Origin of the sequence: Streptomyces sp. NPDC101776 (assembly GCF_044766845.1) — a bacterium.
Taxonomy (GTDB): domain Bacteria; phylum Actinomycetota; class Actinomycetes; order Streptomycetales; family Streptomycetaceae; genus Streptomyces.
The window spans coordinates 211,691-229,851 of sequence record NZ_JBIWMV010000016.1 but is presented as its reverse complement, the minus strand read 5'-3'; the positions used below and the strand labels follow the sequence as shown (position 1 = coordinate 229,851).

Sequence of the window (18,161 nt, the reverse complement as noted above, 5' to 3'; positions counted from 1 at the left end):
CGTCTCCAAAGAGGACGATAGGCTGCCCGGGATTGGAGACGCAAGGTCTCTTAACGGAGGTGTGCGGATGACCGAGGAGGGCACACGGCGGCGGGGTGCCGCCCTGGAGGCCGACATCCTGGACGCCGCCTGGGCCGAGCTGACGGCGGTCGGGTACACCAGGCTCACGATGGAGGGCGTCGCCGCCCGGGCCCGTACCGGAAAGCAGGTCCTCTACCGTCGCTGGCGCAACCGCGCGGACCTCGTCATCGCCGCCATGCGCCACCACGGCGGGTCCATCGCGGACCGGGCCCCGGACACCGGCTCACTGCGTGCGGACGTCCTCGCCGTGCTCCGGCTGATGTCCGAGCGGCAGCGCGAACTCGGCCCGGAGGTCGTCCACGGCCTGATGGCCGAGGCGGGCGACCGGAAGCCGGAAGCAGTCGAGATCATGCACGGCGTCATGACGACGGTGCTGGAGCGGGCCGCCGAGCGTGGCGAGGTGCCCACCGCCGACCTCCCCGAACGGATCGTCACTTTGCCCACCGACCTCCTGCGCCACGAGATCGTGCTGAGCGACCGGCCGGTCACGGACGCGACGCTGGAGGAGATCGTCGACGACGTGTTCCTGCCGTTGGTGACCGGCAACGGCTGAGGCCCGCACCCCCGAAGGGAATGCGGGCCTCGGCCCTACGACAATCGCTTGCTTACCGGGACTGCTGAGCCGGAACCCCACGGGAGATGGGCTCGTCCTCGACCGGCGAGCTTGCGGCGGCCACCGCGGCACCGGTGAGCGTGGCGAGCATCTCGCGCACGTTCGTCAGCTGGGCGTTGATGCTGTCCCGACGGTTCGTCAGGGCGGCCAGCTCGCGCTCGGACTCCGAACGGATGCGGTCGGCCTTGGCGTTCGCGTCGGCCACGATGTCCTCGGCCTGGCGCTGAGCCGTCTCCACCGTCTGACGGGCGCGGCGCTCGGCGTCCGTGCGCAGCTTCTCGGCCTCCAGGCGGAGCTGCTCCGCGCGGTGCTCGATCTCCGCGAGGCGCTTCTCGGCCTTCTGCTGACGCGACGCCAGATCGCGCTCGGACTGCTCGCGGCGCTTGGCGAGGTTCGTCTCGAAGTCGGCGGCGGCCTGCGCGGCCTTGGCACGGGTCTCCTCGAAGAGGGCATCGGCCTCCTCGCGCTTCTGCTGGGCGTCCTTCTGAGCTTCACCACGCAGCTGGGCGGAGTCGCTCTTGGCCTTCTCGACGATCCGGACGCCCTCGTCCTCCGCCTTGGACTTGCGCTCCGCAGCGAACGATTCTGCGTCGTTGCGGACCTGCTGAGCAGCGGACTCCGCGAGTTCGCGGTGCTGCTCGGCCGCGCGCCGGGCCTCCTCGCGCAGGTCCTTGGCCTCTTCCTCGGCGAGGCGGAGGATCTTCTCGACCCGCGCGCCGAGACCGGCGTACGACGGCTCGGCGTCGCTTACCTGGGCCGCGGCGTTCTGCGTTTCGAGGTGGAGCTCCTCGATGCGCTTTTCAAGAGCAGTGATACGAGCCAGAGCGCTGTCACGGTCGGAGACGAGCTTCGAGATGCGTTCGTCCACCTGAGCGCGGTCGTACCCACGCCGCACAAGCTCGAAGCCGTAGGGGGAAGTGTCGCTCATGGGGTTCCTGTCGAATGAGACCGGTGAGGTGATAGGTGGAATCCTAGGGGCCGAAGCGGTGTGTCATCGAGCGGATGCGTGTTTGATCTGGAGAATGACACCCCTTTTGAGTGGCTAACCGTCCGACCGCTTGCCAAAGACCGGGTCAAAGGCCCCAGAACGCCCGAACCTCACAGGAGGTTCCTAGCTTTGACTAACCTTCAACCGACTTGCCACCCGAACGAGTTGCGCCCGCGGTGGCTGTTGCCTTGACCCCGCCGTCCTTGGCCGCTGTCGGGGCCTCGAAAGACTCCAACGCTTCCAGGACGTCCTGGACACGGGAGATCTCGGCGTTGATGTCCTCGCGGCGGCGGACCAGCACGTCGAGTTCGCGCTTGCCCTCCTCGACCGTGCGGCGGGCCTCGCGGATCGCCTCGACCTTCAGCTCCTCGGCCTCGCGGATCAGCGTGGCCTTCTTCTGCTCGGCCTCCTTGAGGAGACCCTCGGCCTTCTTCACCGCGGCGATACGGACCTTGCCCGCCTCGGAGTTGGCCTCCGAGACCAGCTCCTTGGCCTTCATCTGCGCCTTGCCGAGCTGCTCCTCCGCCGCCTTGATGAGCGCGTCGCAGCGGTCGCCGGCCGACTTCATCGTCTCGGCGGACTCACGGCGGGCCCGCTCGTGCAGGTTCTCGATCTCCGTCGTGATGCGGTCGCGCAGCTCCTCGGACCGCTCCCTTATCGCGGTGGCGTCCCGGCGCGCGCCGACCAGCAGCTCGTCCGCGTCCGTACGGGCCCGCTCCACCCGGGAGTTGCCCTCGACCGTGCCCTCGGACACCAGCCGGTCGGCCTCGGTGCGGGCCGCGCCGACCATCGAGTCGGCCTGTGCCTCGGCGTCCGCCGTCGTCTTCTGGGCCTGCTGCTGCGCCTCGTTGAGGAGTTTGTCGGCTTCCGCCGCGGTCTCCGTGATGAGGGTGTCGACCTGCTCGGCGACGTCCGTCCGGCGTTTGTTGGCCTCCTTGCGGGCCTCGTCCAGCGTCCGCTCGGACTCCTCGCGTGCCGCCGTGGTGACCCGCTCCGCCTCCGCCTCGGCGTCCGCCTTGAGCCGCGTGGACTCGACGCGGGTCCGCTCGGCGTGCAGCTGCGCGGCACCGACCGTCTCGGCGGCCTCGGCCCGCAGCCGCTCCGCGTCCCCGGTCGCGTCCGAGATCAGCTTCCCGGCCTTGGCCACGGCCTCCGAGCGCACCCGCTCGGCCTCGTTGATCGTCTCCGTCTGGAGCCGCTCCGCCTCCGCCGTCACCTCGGTGATCAGGGTGTCGGACTGCGTCGCCGCGTCCGAACGGATCCGGTTGGCGTCCTCACGGGCGTCCGCCCGGGCCCGCGCCGCGTCCTGGTCGGCCTGCGCGATCGCGTCCGACGCCTGGGTGCGCGCCTGCTGAACGTGCTCGGCGGCCTCCGACCGCAGCCGCTCGGCCTCGGCGATGGCGTCCGAAACGGTGTGCTCCGCAAGGGCCTTGGCGGCGTCCGTCTCCTCGTTCGCCCGGCGCCGGACCCGGTTGGCGTCCTCGGTGGCCCGCTCCCGCTCGCTGTACGCGTCGGCGCGGACCCGGTCCGCCTCCTCCTGCGCCTCGCGCCGGGTGCGGTCCGCCACGTGCTCGGCGGCCGACCTGATCCCCTGGATGTCCTCCTGGGCCTGCTCGTGCAGCCCGGCGACGGACTCCCGCACCTGCTGCGCGTGCTGCTCGGCGCCCGACACCATCTCGGTGGCGCGCCGGTCGGCCTCCTCGACCAGCCGCAGCGCCTCGGACTGCGCCTCCTCCACGCGGTTGCGCGCCGAGGCCAGCAGCTCCTCGCTCTGCTCGCGGGCCCGCTCGCGCTCCTGCCCGGCCTCCTCACGGGCCGACCCGAGCAGCTCCTCGGCCTCACGACGACGTCGTACGGCCTCCTCCTGGGCGGCGGCCAGCGTCTCCGACGCCTCGATCGCGAGGCGCTCGGCGGCGGCCTGCGCCTCCGCGCGGACCCGGTCGGCGGTGTCCTGCGCCTCGGTCTTGAGCCGCTCGGCCTCGGCCGCGGCCTCCGATCGAAGTCGTACGGCGATGGCCTCGCCCTCGGCGCGGGAGGCGGACGCGTCGCCGGCCGCCTCGTTGCGCAGCCGGTCGGCCTCCGTCTCGGCCTGCGCCTGGAGCGAGCGGATGCGGTCGGCGGCCTCGCCGCGCAGGCGTTCCGTCTCCTCGGCGGCCTCGCGGCGGATCCGCTCGGCCTCCTCACGGGCGTCGGTGAGTGCCTGCTCGGCAGCGGCGAGCCGCTCCTCGGTCTCCGTGTGCAGCCGCGTCAGGCCCTCGGCGGCCTCCTCGCGGCGTGCCTCTATGGCCCGCTCGGTCTCGTCCCGCAGGTCGAGCGCCGCCTGTTCGGCGTTGGCCTTGATGCCCTCGGACTGCTCGATGACCTCGGAGCGGTGCCGCTCGGCCTCCTTGCGGGTCCGGTCGAGGGTCTCCTCGGCCTGCCGGCGCAGCGTGGTGGCGCGCTCGATGGCCTCCGTGCGGACCTTCTCGCTGTCCGTGGTGGCGGTCTGGCGCAGCTCGTCGGCGTCCGCCCGGGCCTTGGACAGCAGTTCCTCGGCGGTCCTGGCCGCCTCCTCGATCTGCTGGACGGCCTCGCGGCGGGCCTCGGCGCGGATGCGCTCGCCCTCGCCGACCGCGTCGGCGCGCAACTGCTCGGCCTCGCCGCGCAGCCGGCGCGCCTCCTCCTGGAGCTCGACCGTCTTGGCGCGGTAGTCCTTGGTGTCGTCCTTCGCCGCGCCCTTGAGGCCCTCGGCGATGTCGTGCGCCTGGGCGCGCAGCCGGTCGGCCTCGGCCTCCGCCTCGGAGCGGATCCGCTCGGCCTCCTCGGCGGCGGCCTTCGTGGTGTTCTTGGCCTCCTCGGACGCCTTGTCGAGAACGTCCTCGGCGGTACGGGCGGCCTTGGCGAGCTGGGAGGCGGTCTCCTCGGCGGTGAGGCTGCGCGCGTTCTCCTCGGCCTCCGCGACGATCTTGTCGGCCTTGGCCTGGGCGTCGGCGACGATCTGATCGGCGTCCGACTTGGTGGTCTCGGCCTCCTTGGTGGCCTCCGTGACCAGCCGGGCGACCTGCTCCTTCGCCGTCCGCGTGCGCTGCTCGTTGGCCGACTCGGCGCTCGCGAGCGCCTTGGCCGCGGCGTCCTTGGCCTCGGAGAGGACCTTCTCCGCCTCCAGGCGTGCCTCACGCAGTGAGGTTTCGGCCTCGGCCATGCGCGTCTCGGCGGTCCGGCTCATCTCGGTGGCCTGGCGGCGGGCGGAGTCCGACTCGTTGACCGTGGAGCTGCGGAGCTGCTCGGCGTGGTCGGTGGCCTCCTGGGCCTGCGAGGAGGCCGCGTTCAGCAGCCGCTCGGCGTCCGTACGGGCGCGGCGCAGGAGTTGCTCGGCCTCCGCGCGGGCGGCCTCGGCGTCCATCTCCAGCCGCTGCCTGGCCTCGGCGGCGACCCGCTCGGCCTCGGCACGGGCGGCGGCGAGCGCCTGGTCGGCCTCGGTCCGGGACTCCTCCACCAGACGGCGGGCCTGCGACTCTGAGCGGGCGCGCAGCTGCTCGGCCCACGCCACGTTCTCGTTGACGTGCGACTCGACGGTCTGCCGGCGCTCGCCCAGCTCCTGGTCGAGCTGCTGGCGCCGGGTCACCGCCTCCTGGTGCAGCTCCGCCTGGAGGCGCGCGGCCTGCTCGGCGTGCTCCTGGAGGATGCGCTGGGTCTGCGCGCGGGCCTGGCTCAGCTCCCGCTCGGCGTCCTGCCGCAACTGGTCGGCCTGGACCTGGGCATTACGAAGCATCTGCTCGGCCTGATAGCCGATGTCACCGCCGTCGTAAGCCGGTCGGGACATGAGGGTGCGGCGCGCCTCGTGCAGCTTGGCGCGCAGCACCTCGACCTGGTAGCCGAGGTCCTCGGCATGCTGGATCGCCTTTTCCCGCTCGGTCTTCAGCCGCTCCATCTCGGCCTCGAACCGAGAGAGGTGGTCGACGTCAGCCGCCGGCTCTCGCTCCTGGCGTTCGTAGCCCCGCACTGCGCGGTCCCATCCGTCCCCTGGTCGCGGTTTACTCCAACGAGCTCCGTCCATCCGCCGGACGGGGCTCCCGGGGAATGGTGTCAGATCAACGGCCGAGCACGGGCTGCTGCCCCGACGCTCGCCCCCCGAAACCGGACCCCGGCATGCGGTCGTCCTGGTTGCGAGCGACGACCGACCCCAACCCTACCGGCCCATATGTACGAGGGTCAGTGCTCAGGTGACTCAACAGCCGCCGAAGTGACCAGTTCTGTCAGTACGCCATGGCAATCCTTTGGGTGCAGGAACGTGATCCGTGACCCCATGGAGCCGCGTCGGGGCTCCTCGTACAGAACGCGTACGCCCTTCCCCCTGATGTCCTCGGAGTCCGTGTCGACATCCGCCGTACCGAAGGCGATGTGGTGGACCCCCTCCCCGTTCTTGGCCAGCCACTTGCCCACCGCGGAGTCCTCGCGGGTCGGCTCCAGGAGCTGGAGGTAGGAGGCGCCGCCGTCGTCCGTGTTGTTGATCTTCAACATGGCCTCGCGTACGCCCTGCTCCTCGTTGACCTCGGAGTGGAACACCTCGAAGCCGTACGTGGCCCGGTAGAACTCGACGGTCGTGTCGAGGTCGAAGCAGGCGATCCCGATGTGGTCGATTCGCGTCAGCATGTATGTAGTGCAGCGCCAGCGGGATGGTTACGCAACGTGCGCGCGATCACACCGACGGCCCGATGACGCGGTGGTCTACCGCTCAGTACATTTCGAGTAAACCCTCGTTCACTCCTCAGCTGAAACACGCTGGAAGGGGATCGCACCTCATGTCTGGAACGAACAGCACGACCTCGGTGATCGTCGCGGGCGCCCGGACGCCCATGGGACGCCTGCTGGGCTCCCTGAAGACCTTCTCCGGAGCCGACCTCGGCGGCTTCGCGATCAAGGCCGCCCTCGACCGTGCGGGTATCGGTGGCGACCAGGTGCAGTACGTGATCATGGGCCAGGTGCTCCAGGCCGGGGCAGGGCAGATCCCGGCACGCCAGGCCGCCGTCAAGGCGGGCATCCCCATGAGCGTCCCCGCGCTCACCATCAACAAGGTCTGTCTCTCGGGCCTCGACGCCATCGCGCTCGCCGACCAGCTCATCCGTGCAGGTGAGTTCGACGTGATCGTCGCGGGCGGCCAGGAGTCCATGACCAACGCCCCCCACCTGCTCCCCAAGTCCCGTGAGGGCTACAAGTACGGCGCGATCGAGATGCTCGACGCGATGGCCCACGACGGCCTGACCGACGCCTTCGAGAACATCGCCATGGGCGAGTCCACGGAGAAGCACAACACTCGGCTCGGCATCCTGCGTCCCGAGCAGGACGAGGTCGCCGCGCTGTCCCACCAGCGGGCCGCGGCAGCGCAGCAGAAGGGTGTCTTCGAAGCGGAGATCACGCCCGTCGAGATCCCGCAGCGCAAGGGCGACCCGGTCCTCTTCAGCAAGGACGAGGGCATCCGCGCGGAGACCACGGCCGAGTCGCTCGGCAAGCTGCGTCCCGCGTTCACCAAGGACGGCACGATCACCGCCGGCACCTCCTCGCAGATCTCGGACGGTGCCGCGGCCGTGGTCGTGATGAGCAAGACCAAGGCGCAGGAGCTGGGCCTCCAGTGGATCGCCGAGATCGGCGCCCACGGCAATGTGGCGGGACCCGACAACTCCCTCCAGTCGCAGCCGTCGAACGCGATCCTGCACGCCCTGAAGAAGGAGGGCCTGGAGGTCGAGAGCCTCGACCTCATCGAGATCAACGAGGCCTTCGCCGCCGTCGCGGTCCAGTCAATGAAGGACCTCGGGGTGTCCACGGAAAAGGTGAACGTCAACGGCGGGGCCATCGCCCTGGGCCACCCCATCGGCATGTCGGGCGCCCGTCTCGTCCTGCACCTCGCCCTGGAGCTCAAGCGGCGTGGCGGCGGGGTCGGCGCGGCGGCGCTGTGCGGCGGCGGCGGTCAGGGTGACGCGCTGATCGTGCGGGTACCCAAGGCCTGAGCAGCAGTACTTTCGCGTACGTCGGCAAGGGAACGGAGCTGTGATGGAGGACGTCGCCTCGCTGGTGGCCCTGGCCAGGGAAGGCCGGCCGCGGGCCGTGGCCCGGCTGATCTCCCTGGTGGAGGGGGCGTCCCCCCAGCTCAGGGAGGTCATGGCGGCCCTCGCACCGCTGACCGGCGGGGCCTACGTCGTGGGCCTCACGGGATCACCGGGCGTGGGCAAGTCGACCTCGACCTCCGCCCTCGTCACCGCGTACCGCAAGCAGGGCAGACGGGTCGGCGTCCTGGCCGTCGACCCGTCCTCGCCGTTCTCGGGCGGCGCCCTGCTCGGCGACCGCGTCCGCATGTCCGACCACTCCTCCGACCCCGGCGTCTACATCCGCTCGATGGCCACCCGCGGCCACCTCGGCGGCCTCGCCTGGTCCGCGCCGCAGGCCATCCGCGTCCTCGACGCGGCGGGCTGCGACGTGATCCTGGTGGAGACGGTCGGCGTCGGCCAGTCGGAGGTGGAGATCGCCTCGCAGGCGGACACCTCCGTCGTCCTGCTGGCCCCCGGCATGGGCGACGGCATCCAGGCGGCGAAGGCCGGAATCCTGGAGATCGGCGATGTCTACGTCGTCAACAAGGCCGACCGCGACGGCGCCGACGCGACCGCCCGCGAGCTGAACCACATGCTCGGCCTCGGCGAGTCCCGCGCCCCCGGCGACTGGCGCCCCCCGATCGTCAAGACGGTCGCCTCCCGCGCGGAGGGGATCGACGAGGTGGTGGAAGCCTTGGAGAAGCACCGGGCGTGGATGGAGGAGCACGGGGTCCTGGCGGAACGCCGCACGGCCCGCGCCGCCCGCGAGGTCGAGACGATCGCGGTGACGGCCCTGCGCGCCCGCATCGGGGACCTGCACGGGGACCGCCGGGTCGGCGCGCTCGCGGAGCGAGTGGTGGCAGGGGAGTTGGACGTGTACCGCGCGGCGGACGAACTGATCGCGGGCATCACGGAGGGCTAAGTCGATGGTCAACGTCCTTGCGCCGCTGCTACGTTGACCGACATGTTGTTCCTCCTCATGGCATAGGGCACGCCGCACACACCGGCGTCCCCTTCCCATGCCTCCAGTTGAGGAACCTCTCCCATGCCCGCGCCCGCTCCCACGCCGACTCCGGCGTGCCCTTCGTACGCCGCCGTGCTCCAAGTCCCGTACGCGCGCCGCACGTTCACCGCCGCCCTCGCCGGCCGGCTCTCCTACGGCACGGTCTCCCCGGCCGTCCTCCTCGCGGTCGTCCGCTGCACCGGCTCGTACGCCGCGGCCGGCACGGTCATGGCCGTCTTCGGCGCCGCGGCCGTCCTTCTGATGCCCCTGCGCGCGGCCCTGGTCGACCGCCACGGCCCACGCCGCGCCCTGCTCCCCATGGCGCTGCTCTACGGCGGCCTCCTGTGCGTCCTCGCGGCGGTGACCTGGCGCCCCGGGACACCGGAGGTGGTGCTCGGCGCAGTGGCTGCGCTGACCGGCATGTGCGCGCCCCCACTTGGACCCACCATGCGCTCCGTGTGGGCCGAACTCGTCGGCGACCGGGGCCTGTTGCAGCGCGCGTACAGCCTCGACGGCGTCGCGGAGGAACTCCTGTACGTAGTCGGCCCGTTGGCGGTCGGCGCGCTGCTGACCGTCGCCCCGCCGGCCGCCGGTGTCCTGCTCAGCGCGGCGCTGATCGTCGCCGGAACCTTCGCCTTCGTCACGTCACCCGCACTGGCCGGGGTACGCGTTCCGGCAGGCGCCGGCCCCGGGTTGAGGCTTTCCAGGGTCCGCGGGCTGCTCGCCCCGGTCGTCGTGGCCGCCGGGATGGGGCTCGCGCTGAGTGCCGTCTACCTGCTGGTGATGGCTTCCGCCGAGCAGTGGGGGTACGGCGACGGTGTCGTGCCCTGGGTGCTGGCCGCGTTGTCGGCGGGCAGTGCGGTCGGTGGTCTGCTGAACGGTGCGGTGAACTGGCGTGTGGCCGCGCGGGTTCGGCTGGCGTTGTCGGCGCTGGGGCTCGGGCCGGCGTTGGTCGCGGCCGGGTTTGCGCCCGGGCTGTGGTCACTCACCGTGGCGGTGGGGTGTGCGGGGTTCTTCGTCGCACCGGCGTTGACGACCGCGTATCTGCTGGCCGACGAGGTGGCTGCGCCGGAGGTGCGGACGCAGGCGGGGGCGTGGGTCAACATGGCGGTGAATGCGGGGAGTTCGGGTGGGTCTGTGGTGACCGGGCTGGTTCTTGGGCGGGTGCCGGTGGGGGTTTGTTTTGTGATCGCGGGGGTGGTGGCGGGGGGTGCGGGGGTTGTGTCCTGTCTGCCGGTGCGTCGTGGCTGGTCGCGCAGTTCCCCGCGCCCCTGAAAGACGGGCGATGTCGTGCTTCGGGGTGCAGCGGCACCGCTCTCACTCAGGCCGGCATTACTCAGCCCGTCCGGCGTTTGAGGACGAGGCCCCTTCAGGGCCGAACGGGGGTCTGGGGGCGGAGCCCCCAGACGTCCCGCTCCCGCTCAGCCTAGGGACGACCCCTTTGGCCTCGCAGATGTTCCGCGATCGGCTTCAGTGTTTTGTCGAGTTCTGACAGGCCCTCGGGTGTCACGAGGTCGATGAAGTGCCGCCGGACGGACGCCACATGATGGGGCGCGACCTTCTTCATCGTCTCCAGGCCGTGCTCGGTCAGCACCGCGTACAGCCCCCGGCGGTCCGACTCGCAGTTCTCACGCCGGACCAGATCCGCGTTCTCCATACGCGTGATCTGATGCGAGAGGCGGCTCTTGGACTGGAGCGTGGCGGCCGCGAGGTCGCTCATCCGCAGCCGTACGTCCTCCGCCTCGGAGAGATTCACCAGGATCTCGTAATCGTTCATCGTCAGGCCGAACGGCTGCAGATCCTTCTCGAGTTGGTACGTCAGCAGCCTGTTGACCTCCAGGTGGGTGCGCCAGGCGCACTGCTCCTCATCGGTCAGCCAGCGCGTGGCCGTCTCGGTCTCCATGAATGAAGTCTACCTAAAATGTTGAAAGGCGAACTAGTGAGGGTGGCGTGACGGCGCGCACACGTTCGACGTCACACTCCGCAGACTACCGCTCACAGCCCGAAGCGACGCTGGAGGTCCCCCAGCTGTCCGGGAAGGCGCGGTGCGCCCGCTTGCTGTGCGGGGCCTGTGGGGGCTCCGCCCCCACCCGGTACCCCTGGCTCGTGCGGCACAACCCCGGTGGCCTGCTCGGCCATGAGGGTCTCCGACGACTGGAGCAGCACCGTGCCCGCCCCGACGAACTCGAACTGGTGCTCCTCCCCGGAGGCCCCGCCGATGCCCGTCATCGCACGTAGACCGCCGATCAGGCCGGTCATGTAGGAGTGGTCGTAGTGATGGCAGGGGGAGGGACAGTCGGCCCAGCCGACGAGGGCCTGTGGGTCCACTCTGATCGGGGGTTCCATGAACACCACCGGGCCGTTCGACGCGGCCACGAACTTGCCCGTGCCGATCAGTGTCAGAAAACCGGGAACGATCGACTGCTTGAGCGCGAGAGTTGGCTGAAAAGCGAGCAGGTTGCCTGAGCGAATGGTCAGGTTGCCGTCTTCGAGGTCGTACGAATTGACGTCGAAGGCCCGGTCGGCGAGCAGCATCTTGCCCGAACCCTCCGCCACGACCCAGTCGCTCGCGTGCAGAGGCGAATGGAAGGACGTACGGACAAGTCGGTCGAGTCGCCCGTGCCCGACGCCGTTGAACTCCATCGAGCCGTAGTAGGCGATCATCTTGCCCTTCTGCAGGAACCACTGGCTCCCCTTGAGCTCCACGCAGAAGGTGTACTTGTTGACGTTGTCGTCGACCGGCAGGGTCATCGGGTCGTAGACCGTGGGGCCGGACCCCGCGTACTGGCTCACAGCTTCTCCTCCGACGCCTGGACGTACACCGCGCCGCTGCCGCTCAGCTCCAGTTGGAACGCCTCGCCGGAGCCCCGGCCCACCATGTCGCGCCAACCGAGCGCCGTGGACAGCTTGTTGCGTACGTCGCCGTGGTGGGCGACGTAGGCCTGCGGGTCGACATGGACGGGTCTGCCGGGGGTGATCGGCACCTCGAAGACCCCGCCGTGGGCCATCACGGCGACCGCGCCCCGCCCCTGGAGGGTCGTCGTGAACAGGCCCTGGCCGGTGACCTGGCCGCGGACCATGCCCATGACGCCGCCCTGCGAGCCCATGAACATCGTGCCCTGCTGGAGGGTGCCCTCGAAGGCGAGGAGGCGGTCGGCCTCCACGTAGAGGGTGTCGCCGGTGAGCTCAATGATCTGGATGTGGTGGCCGCCGTGACCGAACATCACGGTGCCGCTGCCCTCGACGGTCATCAGCGGGGTCGCCTCGTTCGCCACCCGCCGCCCGATCATCGACATCACACCCCCCTGGCCGCCCTGGATGTTCGGGGTGAAGGAGACGTCGCCCTTGTAGGCGAGCATCGCGCCGCGCTGGCTGTAGAGCCGCTGGCCCGGCATCACCGTGGCCTGGATCATCTTCGAGTTGATCTCGGTGAAGGCCATGTCACACGTCCCCCGCGATCGTGTTCCGCTCGCTGGGCTGGACGTAGACGAGCCCGTCCCCCTCGAAGCGGATCTGGAAGGCCTCGCCGCCGCCCTCCCCGAAGAGCGTGCGGAAGGTCACACCGGACTGGAAGGACTGGTTCAGATTCCCCTGGTGCGCGATGTACGCGCCGGGGTCGACGGTCAGCGGGTACTGCCGGCTGACCCGCAGCACCACCGCCGGGCCGTCCGACGTGATCGCCGCCTGGCCGTGGCCCTCGACGGTCGTCGTGAACAGTCCGTTGCCCTGAGAGGCGCCCCGCAGTCCGGTGAAGGTCGTGCCCGTGCGCAGCCCCGCGTCGGTCGCGAGCAGGTTGCTCGACTCGACGTAGAGCTTGTCGCCCTGGAGGCTCACGAGGTTGATCTCGGACGCCCGGTCCGCGAACCAGCAGGTCCCCTGCCCCCTCACCTCCATCACCGTCATCTGCTCGCCGGTGAGCCGCCGGGTCACCATCCCCCGGATGCCCTCACCGCCGCCGCTCATCTTCTTGAAGGCCATCTGCCCGTCGTACGCGACCATCGAGCCGTTCTTCGCCTTCACGGCGTCCCCGGTCATGCCGACGGCGAGCACCTTGCTGCCCTGGAGTCGAAACATCGCCACGGTGCGAAGGTAACCGCACGGGCGCGGTCGAGGACAGGGCCTGTGGGTGGAGAACGACCCTGACCTGCCCCCTAAGGGCAGACCTACAGCGTGTCGCGGGGTGCCTTCGTGGTCAGCCGGATGACCGCAGTCCCCGCGCTCAGGTCGACCGTGGACCACGGCGGGTCCCCGTCCTCCTCGTCGTCCCGCATCACCAGCGCGCTCTGCCGTTCCTTCAGCTCGGTCTGCTTCCCCGGCGACAGGCTCGCGTGCAACTGCTCGAAGCCGGTCGCGGATATCTGGCCCTGCCGCCCGGAGTTCCGCCAAGGGAGCATTCCGGCGCGGCCGGCTTTGAGGAGCAGTTGGTCGAGGAAGGCGAGCGCGGTCAGCAGGACCACGAGACCGGGCAGCGTCATGAAGAAAACGAACTGCACGGGGACTCCAGGGATGTCGGCGACGGGCCTTCGGACTCGGCCGCGCTCTCGACCGCGGTCTCGGCCTCAGTCTCGACCCCCAGTCTCGGCGTGCTCAGCCGTTTGCCACAATGGGTGAACGTTTGTGCTCGCGTTCACAAACTGTGGACGTCTCCCTCACCGAAGGTGACCTGTGGACATCAAGACCGCCACCGCCATCCGCCGCCTCCGCCTGGTGTCGGCCCCCGAGGCCGTGTCCTTCCTCCTCCTGCTCGTCTGCTCGGTGCTGAAGCGGACCACGGACTTCAACGCGGTACCCGTGATGGGCATGGTCCACGGCGTCCTCTTCGTCCTCTATGTCCTCTTCTGGGCCGACGCCTGGAACCGCACGAAGTGGGGCGCGAAGACGGCGGCCTTCTACTTCGTCCTCTCCGTGCTGCCCACCGGCGGCTTCTTCGCCGAGCGCAAGCTCAAGCGCGAGTCCGAGAACGCGGTCATCGCCTCCCGCGCCCGTAACGAAGGGATCGTGAACGCATGATCGTCGCCTTCTCCGTGACACCGCTCGGTGTCGGCGAGGACGTGGGGGAGTACGTCGCCGACGCCGTCCGCATCGTCCGCGAATCGGGCCTGCCCAACCGCACCGACGCGATGTTCACCAGCATCGAGGGCGAGTGGGACGAGGTCATGGACGTCGTCAAGCGCGCCGTCGCCGCCGTCGAGGCCCGCGCCCCGCGCGTCTCCGTCGTCCTCAAGGCGGACATCCGCCCCGGCGTGACGGACGGCCTCACGTCCAAGGTGGAGACGGTCGAGCGGCATCTGGCGGAGTAGCGCGGGGGTCGCCGACGGTAGCCGTAGCCGTAGCCGTAGCCGTAGCCGTAGCCGTAGCCGTAGCCGTAGCCGTAGCCGGAGCCGGAGCCGTAGCCGGAGTCGGAGCTGGAGCCGGAGTGGTCGGGGGAGTCGGGGTTGAAGACCCTGCCCTGCGGCGCCGACCGTGCCGGCGCACCATGTCGAGCGTCATTGCCGACGACGGGTCGGCCGGGGGCGGCCGGGGTCGGCCGCGGGCGGGCTCGCCTTGTGCGCGGCGAGTTTTACGAAGTGCCACTCCGGCGACCGCGGCCCCTCTCGCTCGCCGGCACGAGACAGTGCCCCCGGTATCCCTGTCGGACGGACCCGGGGCGGCGCCTGGTGAGGTCGGCCATGAACGCGTCGATCACCTTTTCGCTGTGCCCCATCGGCGAGCAAGGTCGGCACGAACGGTGCCGGCGCGGCCGCGATCACCGCGTCGTCGCCGCGCGCCACGACCGACTCCACGAAGCGTGCCGTCGCCGATAGCGGAGTCTCCGGCCCGACCGCTTCCGTCGCCTCGAACTCCTCGGTCACCTAGGCGAATTGAGGCCGGGTCGGGATCTCCTTCTCACAGAAGTGATCCACCCGCACCCCCGCACCGGCGAGCGATCGGGCTGGCCCGGCGCACAGCGTCGACTTCCCCACGCCGGGAGCCGCTCCCCACACCGGCACCAGCACCGTCACCGCCAACTCCCCTCCACCACACCGCGGTTGCTCACCGCACCCCTTCCACCGCCGCACTCAACCGCGCCACCACCGCCAGGTCCGGCACCCGCCCCAGCGCGGCGACGACCTGGCCGCTCGCGAACTCCCGTTGTTCCGGCGTCACCGTCGGGTCGATCGCGCATTCCGCCTGGACGTACACGTAGTTGAGGTCGGTCGCGAAGAGCATCGAGAAGGACCGCGGACCCTGTACGACGGCACGCCCCCCGGCGTTCCGGTAGGCCCGGGCCACCCGCACCCCGGCCTCGACGCGCCCCTCGTTCCCGCACGACCACACGAACAGGGCGCGGGCCAACTCCCGTTCCGCCGAAGCGGATCCGGCGTTGTCCCAGTCGAGGAGGACGGGACCGGCCGGCCCGACGAGGACGTTCTGGGGTTGCAGGTCGAGGTGGGACGTCACCAGGCCGCCGGGGTCGGACGGGGTCACCCAGTGCGCCAACTCCCGTGCGGGGGTGGCGATGAACCGGCCCAGCGCGTCCGCCCACGGCAGCCCGGCCCGCCGTACCTTCCCGTGCAGCTCCTCCCACTCGGCGTCCTGCGGGCACCGCTCGTACCAGTCGCCCGGCGGCTCGCTCTCGCCCTCTCCCGCCCGGTGCAGCAGCGCCATGGTCCGCCCGAACCAGTCCAGGACGTCCGGGTCGGACGCGTCCGCGCGGGTGCCGTCGATCCAGTCGTACAGCTTGATGGGGGAGCCGCTGTCCAGGTGGGACACGTGCGAGCCCTCGCGCGGGGACATGAGCCGCGGTGACGCGATGCCCAGGTCCTCGGCGGCCTGCCGTAACGCGGCCTCCCGGCGGACCTGTTCCTCGTCACAGCCGAAGAGGAGTTCCTTGACCGCCCAGGAGGAACCGGTGCCGGACAGCTTCCAGATCTGCCCCAGCGCGCCCCGGGTGACCGGTGTCATCGTCCAGGGGCCTGCGCCGAGTCGGTAGGTATCGGCGATGGTGTCGGCCGCGTCGTGCATGGAGATGCCCTTCCGAAGTGATGGCGAGGTCTGAACTCGATCTTCGGCCGCCGCGCACCGCCCCATCGCCCTTTCCCGCAAACGGGCCGCAACCGAGCCGCAAACACACCGCAAGCGGGTCGCTGTCGGGGAAGGTTCCTCCACGGCTCCGCCCGGTCCCGGCACACGGCAACGCCGCTGCCGTGCGTGCCTGCCGTGCTGCGGTGCCGTGCGTGCCCGCCGCGCTGCTGCCCACCTCGCGAGCGGCCCCGAGAGCGGCCTCGGTTCGCGGCGACCGGAGACCGCCATCGACACCGCTCGCTCCGATGCCCGTCCCCCCGCTCCCCCGACGCCCCGCTCCCTCGACGCCCCGCTCCCTCGACGCTCCGCCCGCCCGACTCCGCCGCCCCGCCCCCCCCCCGACCCCAACGCCTCGCCCCCGCCAACATCAGCCACTCGCTCGCCGACCCCCGGAAGCTCCCCCCGCTCCGCCGCCGGAGGCAACCCCCACCCACCTGGACGCACCCAGTTCGACACGCCATCAATTCTCCACTTGTGTGTGGTTATCGGCCCGGTCGATCTTCGGAACCCAAGGGTTGCGGCGGTCCCCGGGCGTCGATCACTCCTCAATCATTGGAGGGCGCTGTGCGGCCGGAGGGCTACGACTACGACACCTACAGCCGACTGGCCGGGCCGCTCACCGAGCCGTCCGGTGGGTCGTACCAGGTGCAGTACACCTCGCTCCTCTCGCGCGAGCCCCACCGAATACGCGCTGTCCTCCTGATGTGCCTCGCCCCGGTGCTCACCGCCGCCCTCCTCGTCTATCTCGTCTGGCCCACCCACTGGGTCGAGCGCGAGGGCGGTCAGGAGTGGATGGTCGGGCTGGACGTCGCGATGCTGATAGCCATCGGCCTCATCGAGCTGTTCATGGTCGTCAACGTCGCCTCCGTCGCCCACGCCACGCTGGTCGCCCGCGACCCGATCCCCGTCGTCCCCGAGGCCGGCACCCGCGTCGCCTTCCTCACGACGTACGTCCCGGGCAAGGAACCGCTGTCCATGGTCCGCGCGACGCTCGAAGGCGCGGTCAGGGTGACCCATACCGGACCCGTCGACGTGTGGCTCCTCGACGAAGGCGACGACGAGCAGGCCAAGGCGCTGTGCGCCGAGTTGGGCGTACGGCACTTCACGCGGCACGGCGTCCCGGAGTGGAACCGTCCCAAGGGCGTCCACAAGGCCCGTACGAAGCACGGGAATTACAACGCCTGGATCGCGATGCACGGCGGCGACTACGAGTTCTTCGCCTCCGTCGACACCGACCACGTCCCACTCCCCAACTTCCTTGAGCGGATGATGGGTTACTTCCGCGACCCGGACATCGCCTTCGTCGTGGGACCGCAGGTGTACGGCAACTACCACAACCCCGTCACCAAGGCCGCCGAGTCGCAGCAGTTCCTCTTCCACGCGCTGATCCAGCGCGCGGGCAACCGCTACCGCGCCCCCATGTTCGTCGGCACCAACAACGTCGTACGGATCGCCGCCGTCAAACAGATCGGCGGGCTGTACGACTCCATCACGGAGGACATGGCCACCGGCTTCGAACTCCACCGGCACCGCAACCCGGTGACCCGGACGCACTGGCGGTCCGTCTACACCCCGGACGTGCTCGCCGTGGGGGAGGGGCCGGCCTCCTGGACCGACTTCTTCACGCAGCAGATGCGGTGGTCGCGCGGCACGTACGAGACGCTCATCAAGCAGTACTGGAAGGCACCGTTCACGATGCCTCCCGGGCGGCTGTTCTCGTACACGATGATGCTCGTCTACTACCCGATGACGGCCGTCAACTGGCTGCTGGGCATCATGAGTTGCTTCCTGTTCCTGTGGTTCGGGGCCTCCGGCACGCAGGTCGCCGCGTCGGTCTGGCTGATGCTCTACAGCGATGCCGCCGCGCTTCAGATCGGGCTGTACCTCTGGAACCGGCGGCACAACGTCTCCCCGCACGAACCCGAGGGCTCGGGCGGTCTCGCGGGCATGGCGATGTCCGCGCTCTCCGCGCCGATCTACCTCAAGTCCTTCGGTGAGGCGCTGATCCGTCGGCCGAGCCGGTTCGTCGTCACCCCCAAGGGCGGCGACGCCAGCCCGGACCGGGTGATGACCTTCCGCATCCATCTCTTCTGGGCGATCCTCCTGGCGACCTCGCTGGCCGCCTCGGTGATCCTCGACCACACCCACGCGGCCATGCGCACCTGGGCGGTCCTCGCGATGGTCATCTCCCTTGCGCCGATTGGTGTTTGGGTCGGCTCGCTGGTCAAGGAGCGCCGGGAGCGGCACGCGCTGCTCGGCGGCGCGCGCACCGTCGACACCGCCGAGCCCGCGCTCGCCACCACCGGGGCCGGTCCGTCCGTCTCCAGCACCACGACAGGGGGCAACTAG

The 18,161-nt window shown here is 70.4% G+C and carries 16 protein-coding genes; 7 read left to right on the top strand and 9 right to left on the bottom strand.

All coding sequences use genetic code 11. From position 1 onward, the window contains the following. The first annotated feature begins 67 nt into the window (after positions 1 to 67). Positions 68 to 634 carry a TetR/AcrR family transcriptional regulator gene (locus tag ACIRRY_RS37295; RefSeq protein WP_403981906.1) on the top strand — a complete coding sequence of 189 codons (567 nt, stop codon included), beginning with the start codon at positions 68 to 70 and terminating at the stop codon, positions 632 to 634. 52 nt (positions 635 to 686) lie between these two features. Here ACIRRY_RS37295 and ACIRRY_RS37290 read toward each other — a convergent pair whose 3' ends face one another. From ACIRRY_RS37290 to mce, 3 genes are all read right to left on the bottom strand, one after another. Then, on the bottom strand, positions 687 to 1,622 hold the full coding sequence (locus ACIRRY_RS37290; RefSeq protein WP_033285426.1) for a cellulose-binding protein: 936 nt from the start codon (positions 1,620 to 1,622) through the stop codon (positions 687 to 689). 193 nt (positions 1,623 to 1,815) lie between these two features. Then, entirely contained in the window at positions 1,816 to 5,664 is a 3,849-nt protein-coding gene (gene scy, locus ACIRRY_RS37285; protein ID WP_403981904.1) for a polarized growth protein Scy, read from the bottom strand. A gap of 209 nt (positions 5,665 to 5,873) precedes the next feature. Continuing rightward, positions 5,874 to 6,314 (bottom strand): methylmalonyl-CoA epimerase, encoded by a 441-nt coding sequence (gene mce, locus ACIRRY_RS37280; protein WP_019060751.1) that lies wholly within the window; start codon positions 6,312 to 6,314, stop codon positions 5,874 to 5,876. Positions 6,315 to 6,463: 149 nt separating this feature from the next. Between mce and ACIRRY_RS37275 the strand changes: the two genes are divergently transcribed. From ACIRRY_RS37275 to ACIRRY_RS37265, 3 genes are all read left to right on the top strand, one after another. Further along, positions 6,464 to 7,666: an acetyl-CoA C-acetyltransferase gene (locus tag ACIRRY_RS37275; protein WP_403981901.1), complete on the top strand. Its 1,203-nt coding sequence runs from the start codon at positions 6,464 to 6,466 to the stop codon at positions 7,664 to 7,666. Positions 7,667 to 7,709: 43 nt separating this feature from the next. Next, positions 7,710 to 8,666 (top strand): methylmalonyl Co-A mutase-associated GTPase MeaB, encoded by a 957-nt coding sequence (gene meaB / locus ACIRRY_RS37270; RefSeq protein WP_403981899.1) that lies wholly within the window; start codon positions 7,710 to 7,712, stop codon positions 8,664 to 8,666. Positions 8,667 to 8,789: 123 nt separating this feature from the next. Further along, a complete protein-coding gene (locus tag ACIRRY_RS37265) occupies positions 8,790 to 10,022 on the top strand; it encodes an MFS transporter (RefSeq protein WP_403981897.1) in 1,233 nt (410 codons plus the stop codon). Between the two features lie 151 nt (positions 10,023 to 10,173). On the opposite strand, the gene ACIRRY_RS37260 is transcribed toward ACIRRY_RS37265, so the two are convergent. The 5 genes from ACIRRY_RS37260 to ACIRRY_RS37240 form a co-directional block, all read right to left on the bottom strand. Continuing rightward, positions 10,174 to 10,650, bottom strand: a complete 477-nt coding sequence (locus tag ACIRRY_RS37260; RefSeq protein WP_329257547.1) for a MarR family transcriptional regulator — start codon at positions 10,648 to 10,650, stop codon at positions 10,174 to 10,176. Between the two features lie 92 nt (positions 10,651 to 10,742). Then, positions 10,743 to 11,540 carry an AIM24 family protein gene (locus tag ACIRRY_RS37255; RefSeq protein ID WP_403981895.1) on the bottom strand — a complete coding sequence of 266 codons (798 nt, stop codon included), beginning with the start codon at positions 11,538 to 11,540 and terminating at the stop codon, positions 10,743 to 10,745. Further along, the gene (locus ACIRRY_RS37250; protein ID WP_403981892.1) at positions 11,537 to 12,187 is read right to left on the bottom strand and encodes an AIM24 family protein; all 651 of its coding nucleotides are present in this window, start codon (positions 12,185 to 12,187) and stop codon (positions 11,537 to 11,539) included. Before ACIRRY_RS37250 ends, ACIRRY_RS37255 begins: the two co-directional genes overlap by 4 nt. A 1-nt stretch (position 12,188) precedes the next feature. Then, positions 12,189 to 12,821 carry an AIM24 family protein gene (locus tag ACIRRY_RS37245; protein ID WP_403982021.1) on the bottom strand — a complete coding sequence of 211 codons (633 nt, stop codon included), beginning with the start codon at positions 12,819 to 12,821 and terminating at the stop codon, positions 12,189 to 12,191. A gap of 89 nt (positions 12,822 to 12,910) precedes the next feature. Further along, entirely contained in the window at positions 12,911 to 13,240 is a 330-nt protein-coding gene (locus ACIRRY_RS37240) for a DUF6191 domain-containing protein (RefSeq protein ID WP_403981890.1), read from the bottom strand. 172 nt (positions 13,241 to 13,412) lie between these two features. Between ACIRRY_RS37240 and ACIRRY_RS37235 the strand changes: the two genes are divergently transcribed. Continuing rightward, complete coding sequence (locus ACIRRY_RS37235) at positions 13,413 to 13,757, top strand: DUF3817 domain-containing protein (RefSeq protein WP_403981887.1); 345 nt, start codon at positions 13,413 to 13,415, stop codon at positions 13,755 to 13,757. Beyond that, positions 13,754 to 14,047 (top strand): MTH1187 family thiamine-binding protein, encoded by a 294-nt coding sequence (locus tag ACIRRY_RS37230; RefSeq protein ID WP_403981885.1) that lies wholly within the window; start codon positions 13,754 to 13,756, stop codon positions 14,045 to 14,047. Before ACIRRY_RS37235 ends, ACIRRY_RS37230 begins: the two co-directional genes overlap by 4 nt. A 733-nt stretch (positions 14,048 to 14,780) precedes the next feature. On the opposite strand, the gene ACIRRY_RS37225 is transcribed toward ACIRRY_RS37230, so the two are convergent. Then, positions 14,781 to 15,752, bottom strand: coding sequence for a phosphotransferase enzyme family protein (locus ACIRRY_RS37225; protein ID WP_403981883.1), 972 nt, complete (start codon positions 15,750 to 15,752; stop codon positions 14,781 to 14,783). A 624-nt stretch (positions 15,753 to 16,376) separates the two neighbouring features. Between ACIRRY_RS37225 and ACIRRY_RS37220 the strand changes: the two genes are divergently transcribed. Then, positions 16,377 to 18,161, top strand: a complete 1,785-nt coding sequence (locus ACIRRY_RS37220; RefSeq protein WP_403981880.1) for a glycosyltransferase family 2 protein — start codon at positions 16,377 to 16,379, stop codon at positions 18,159 to 18,161.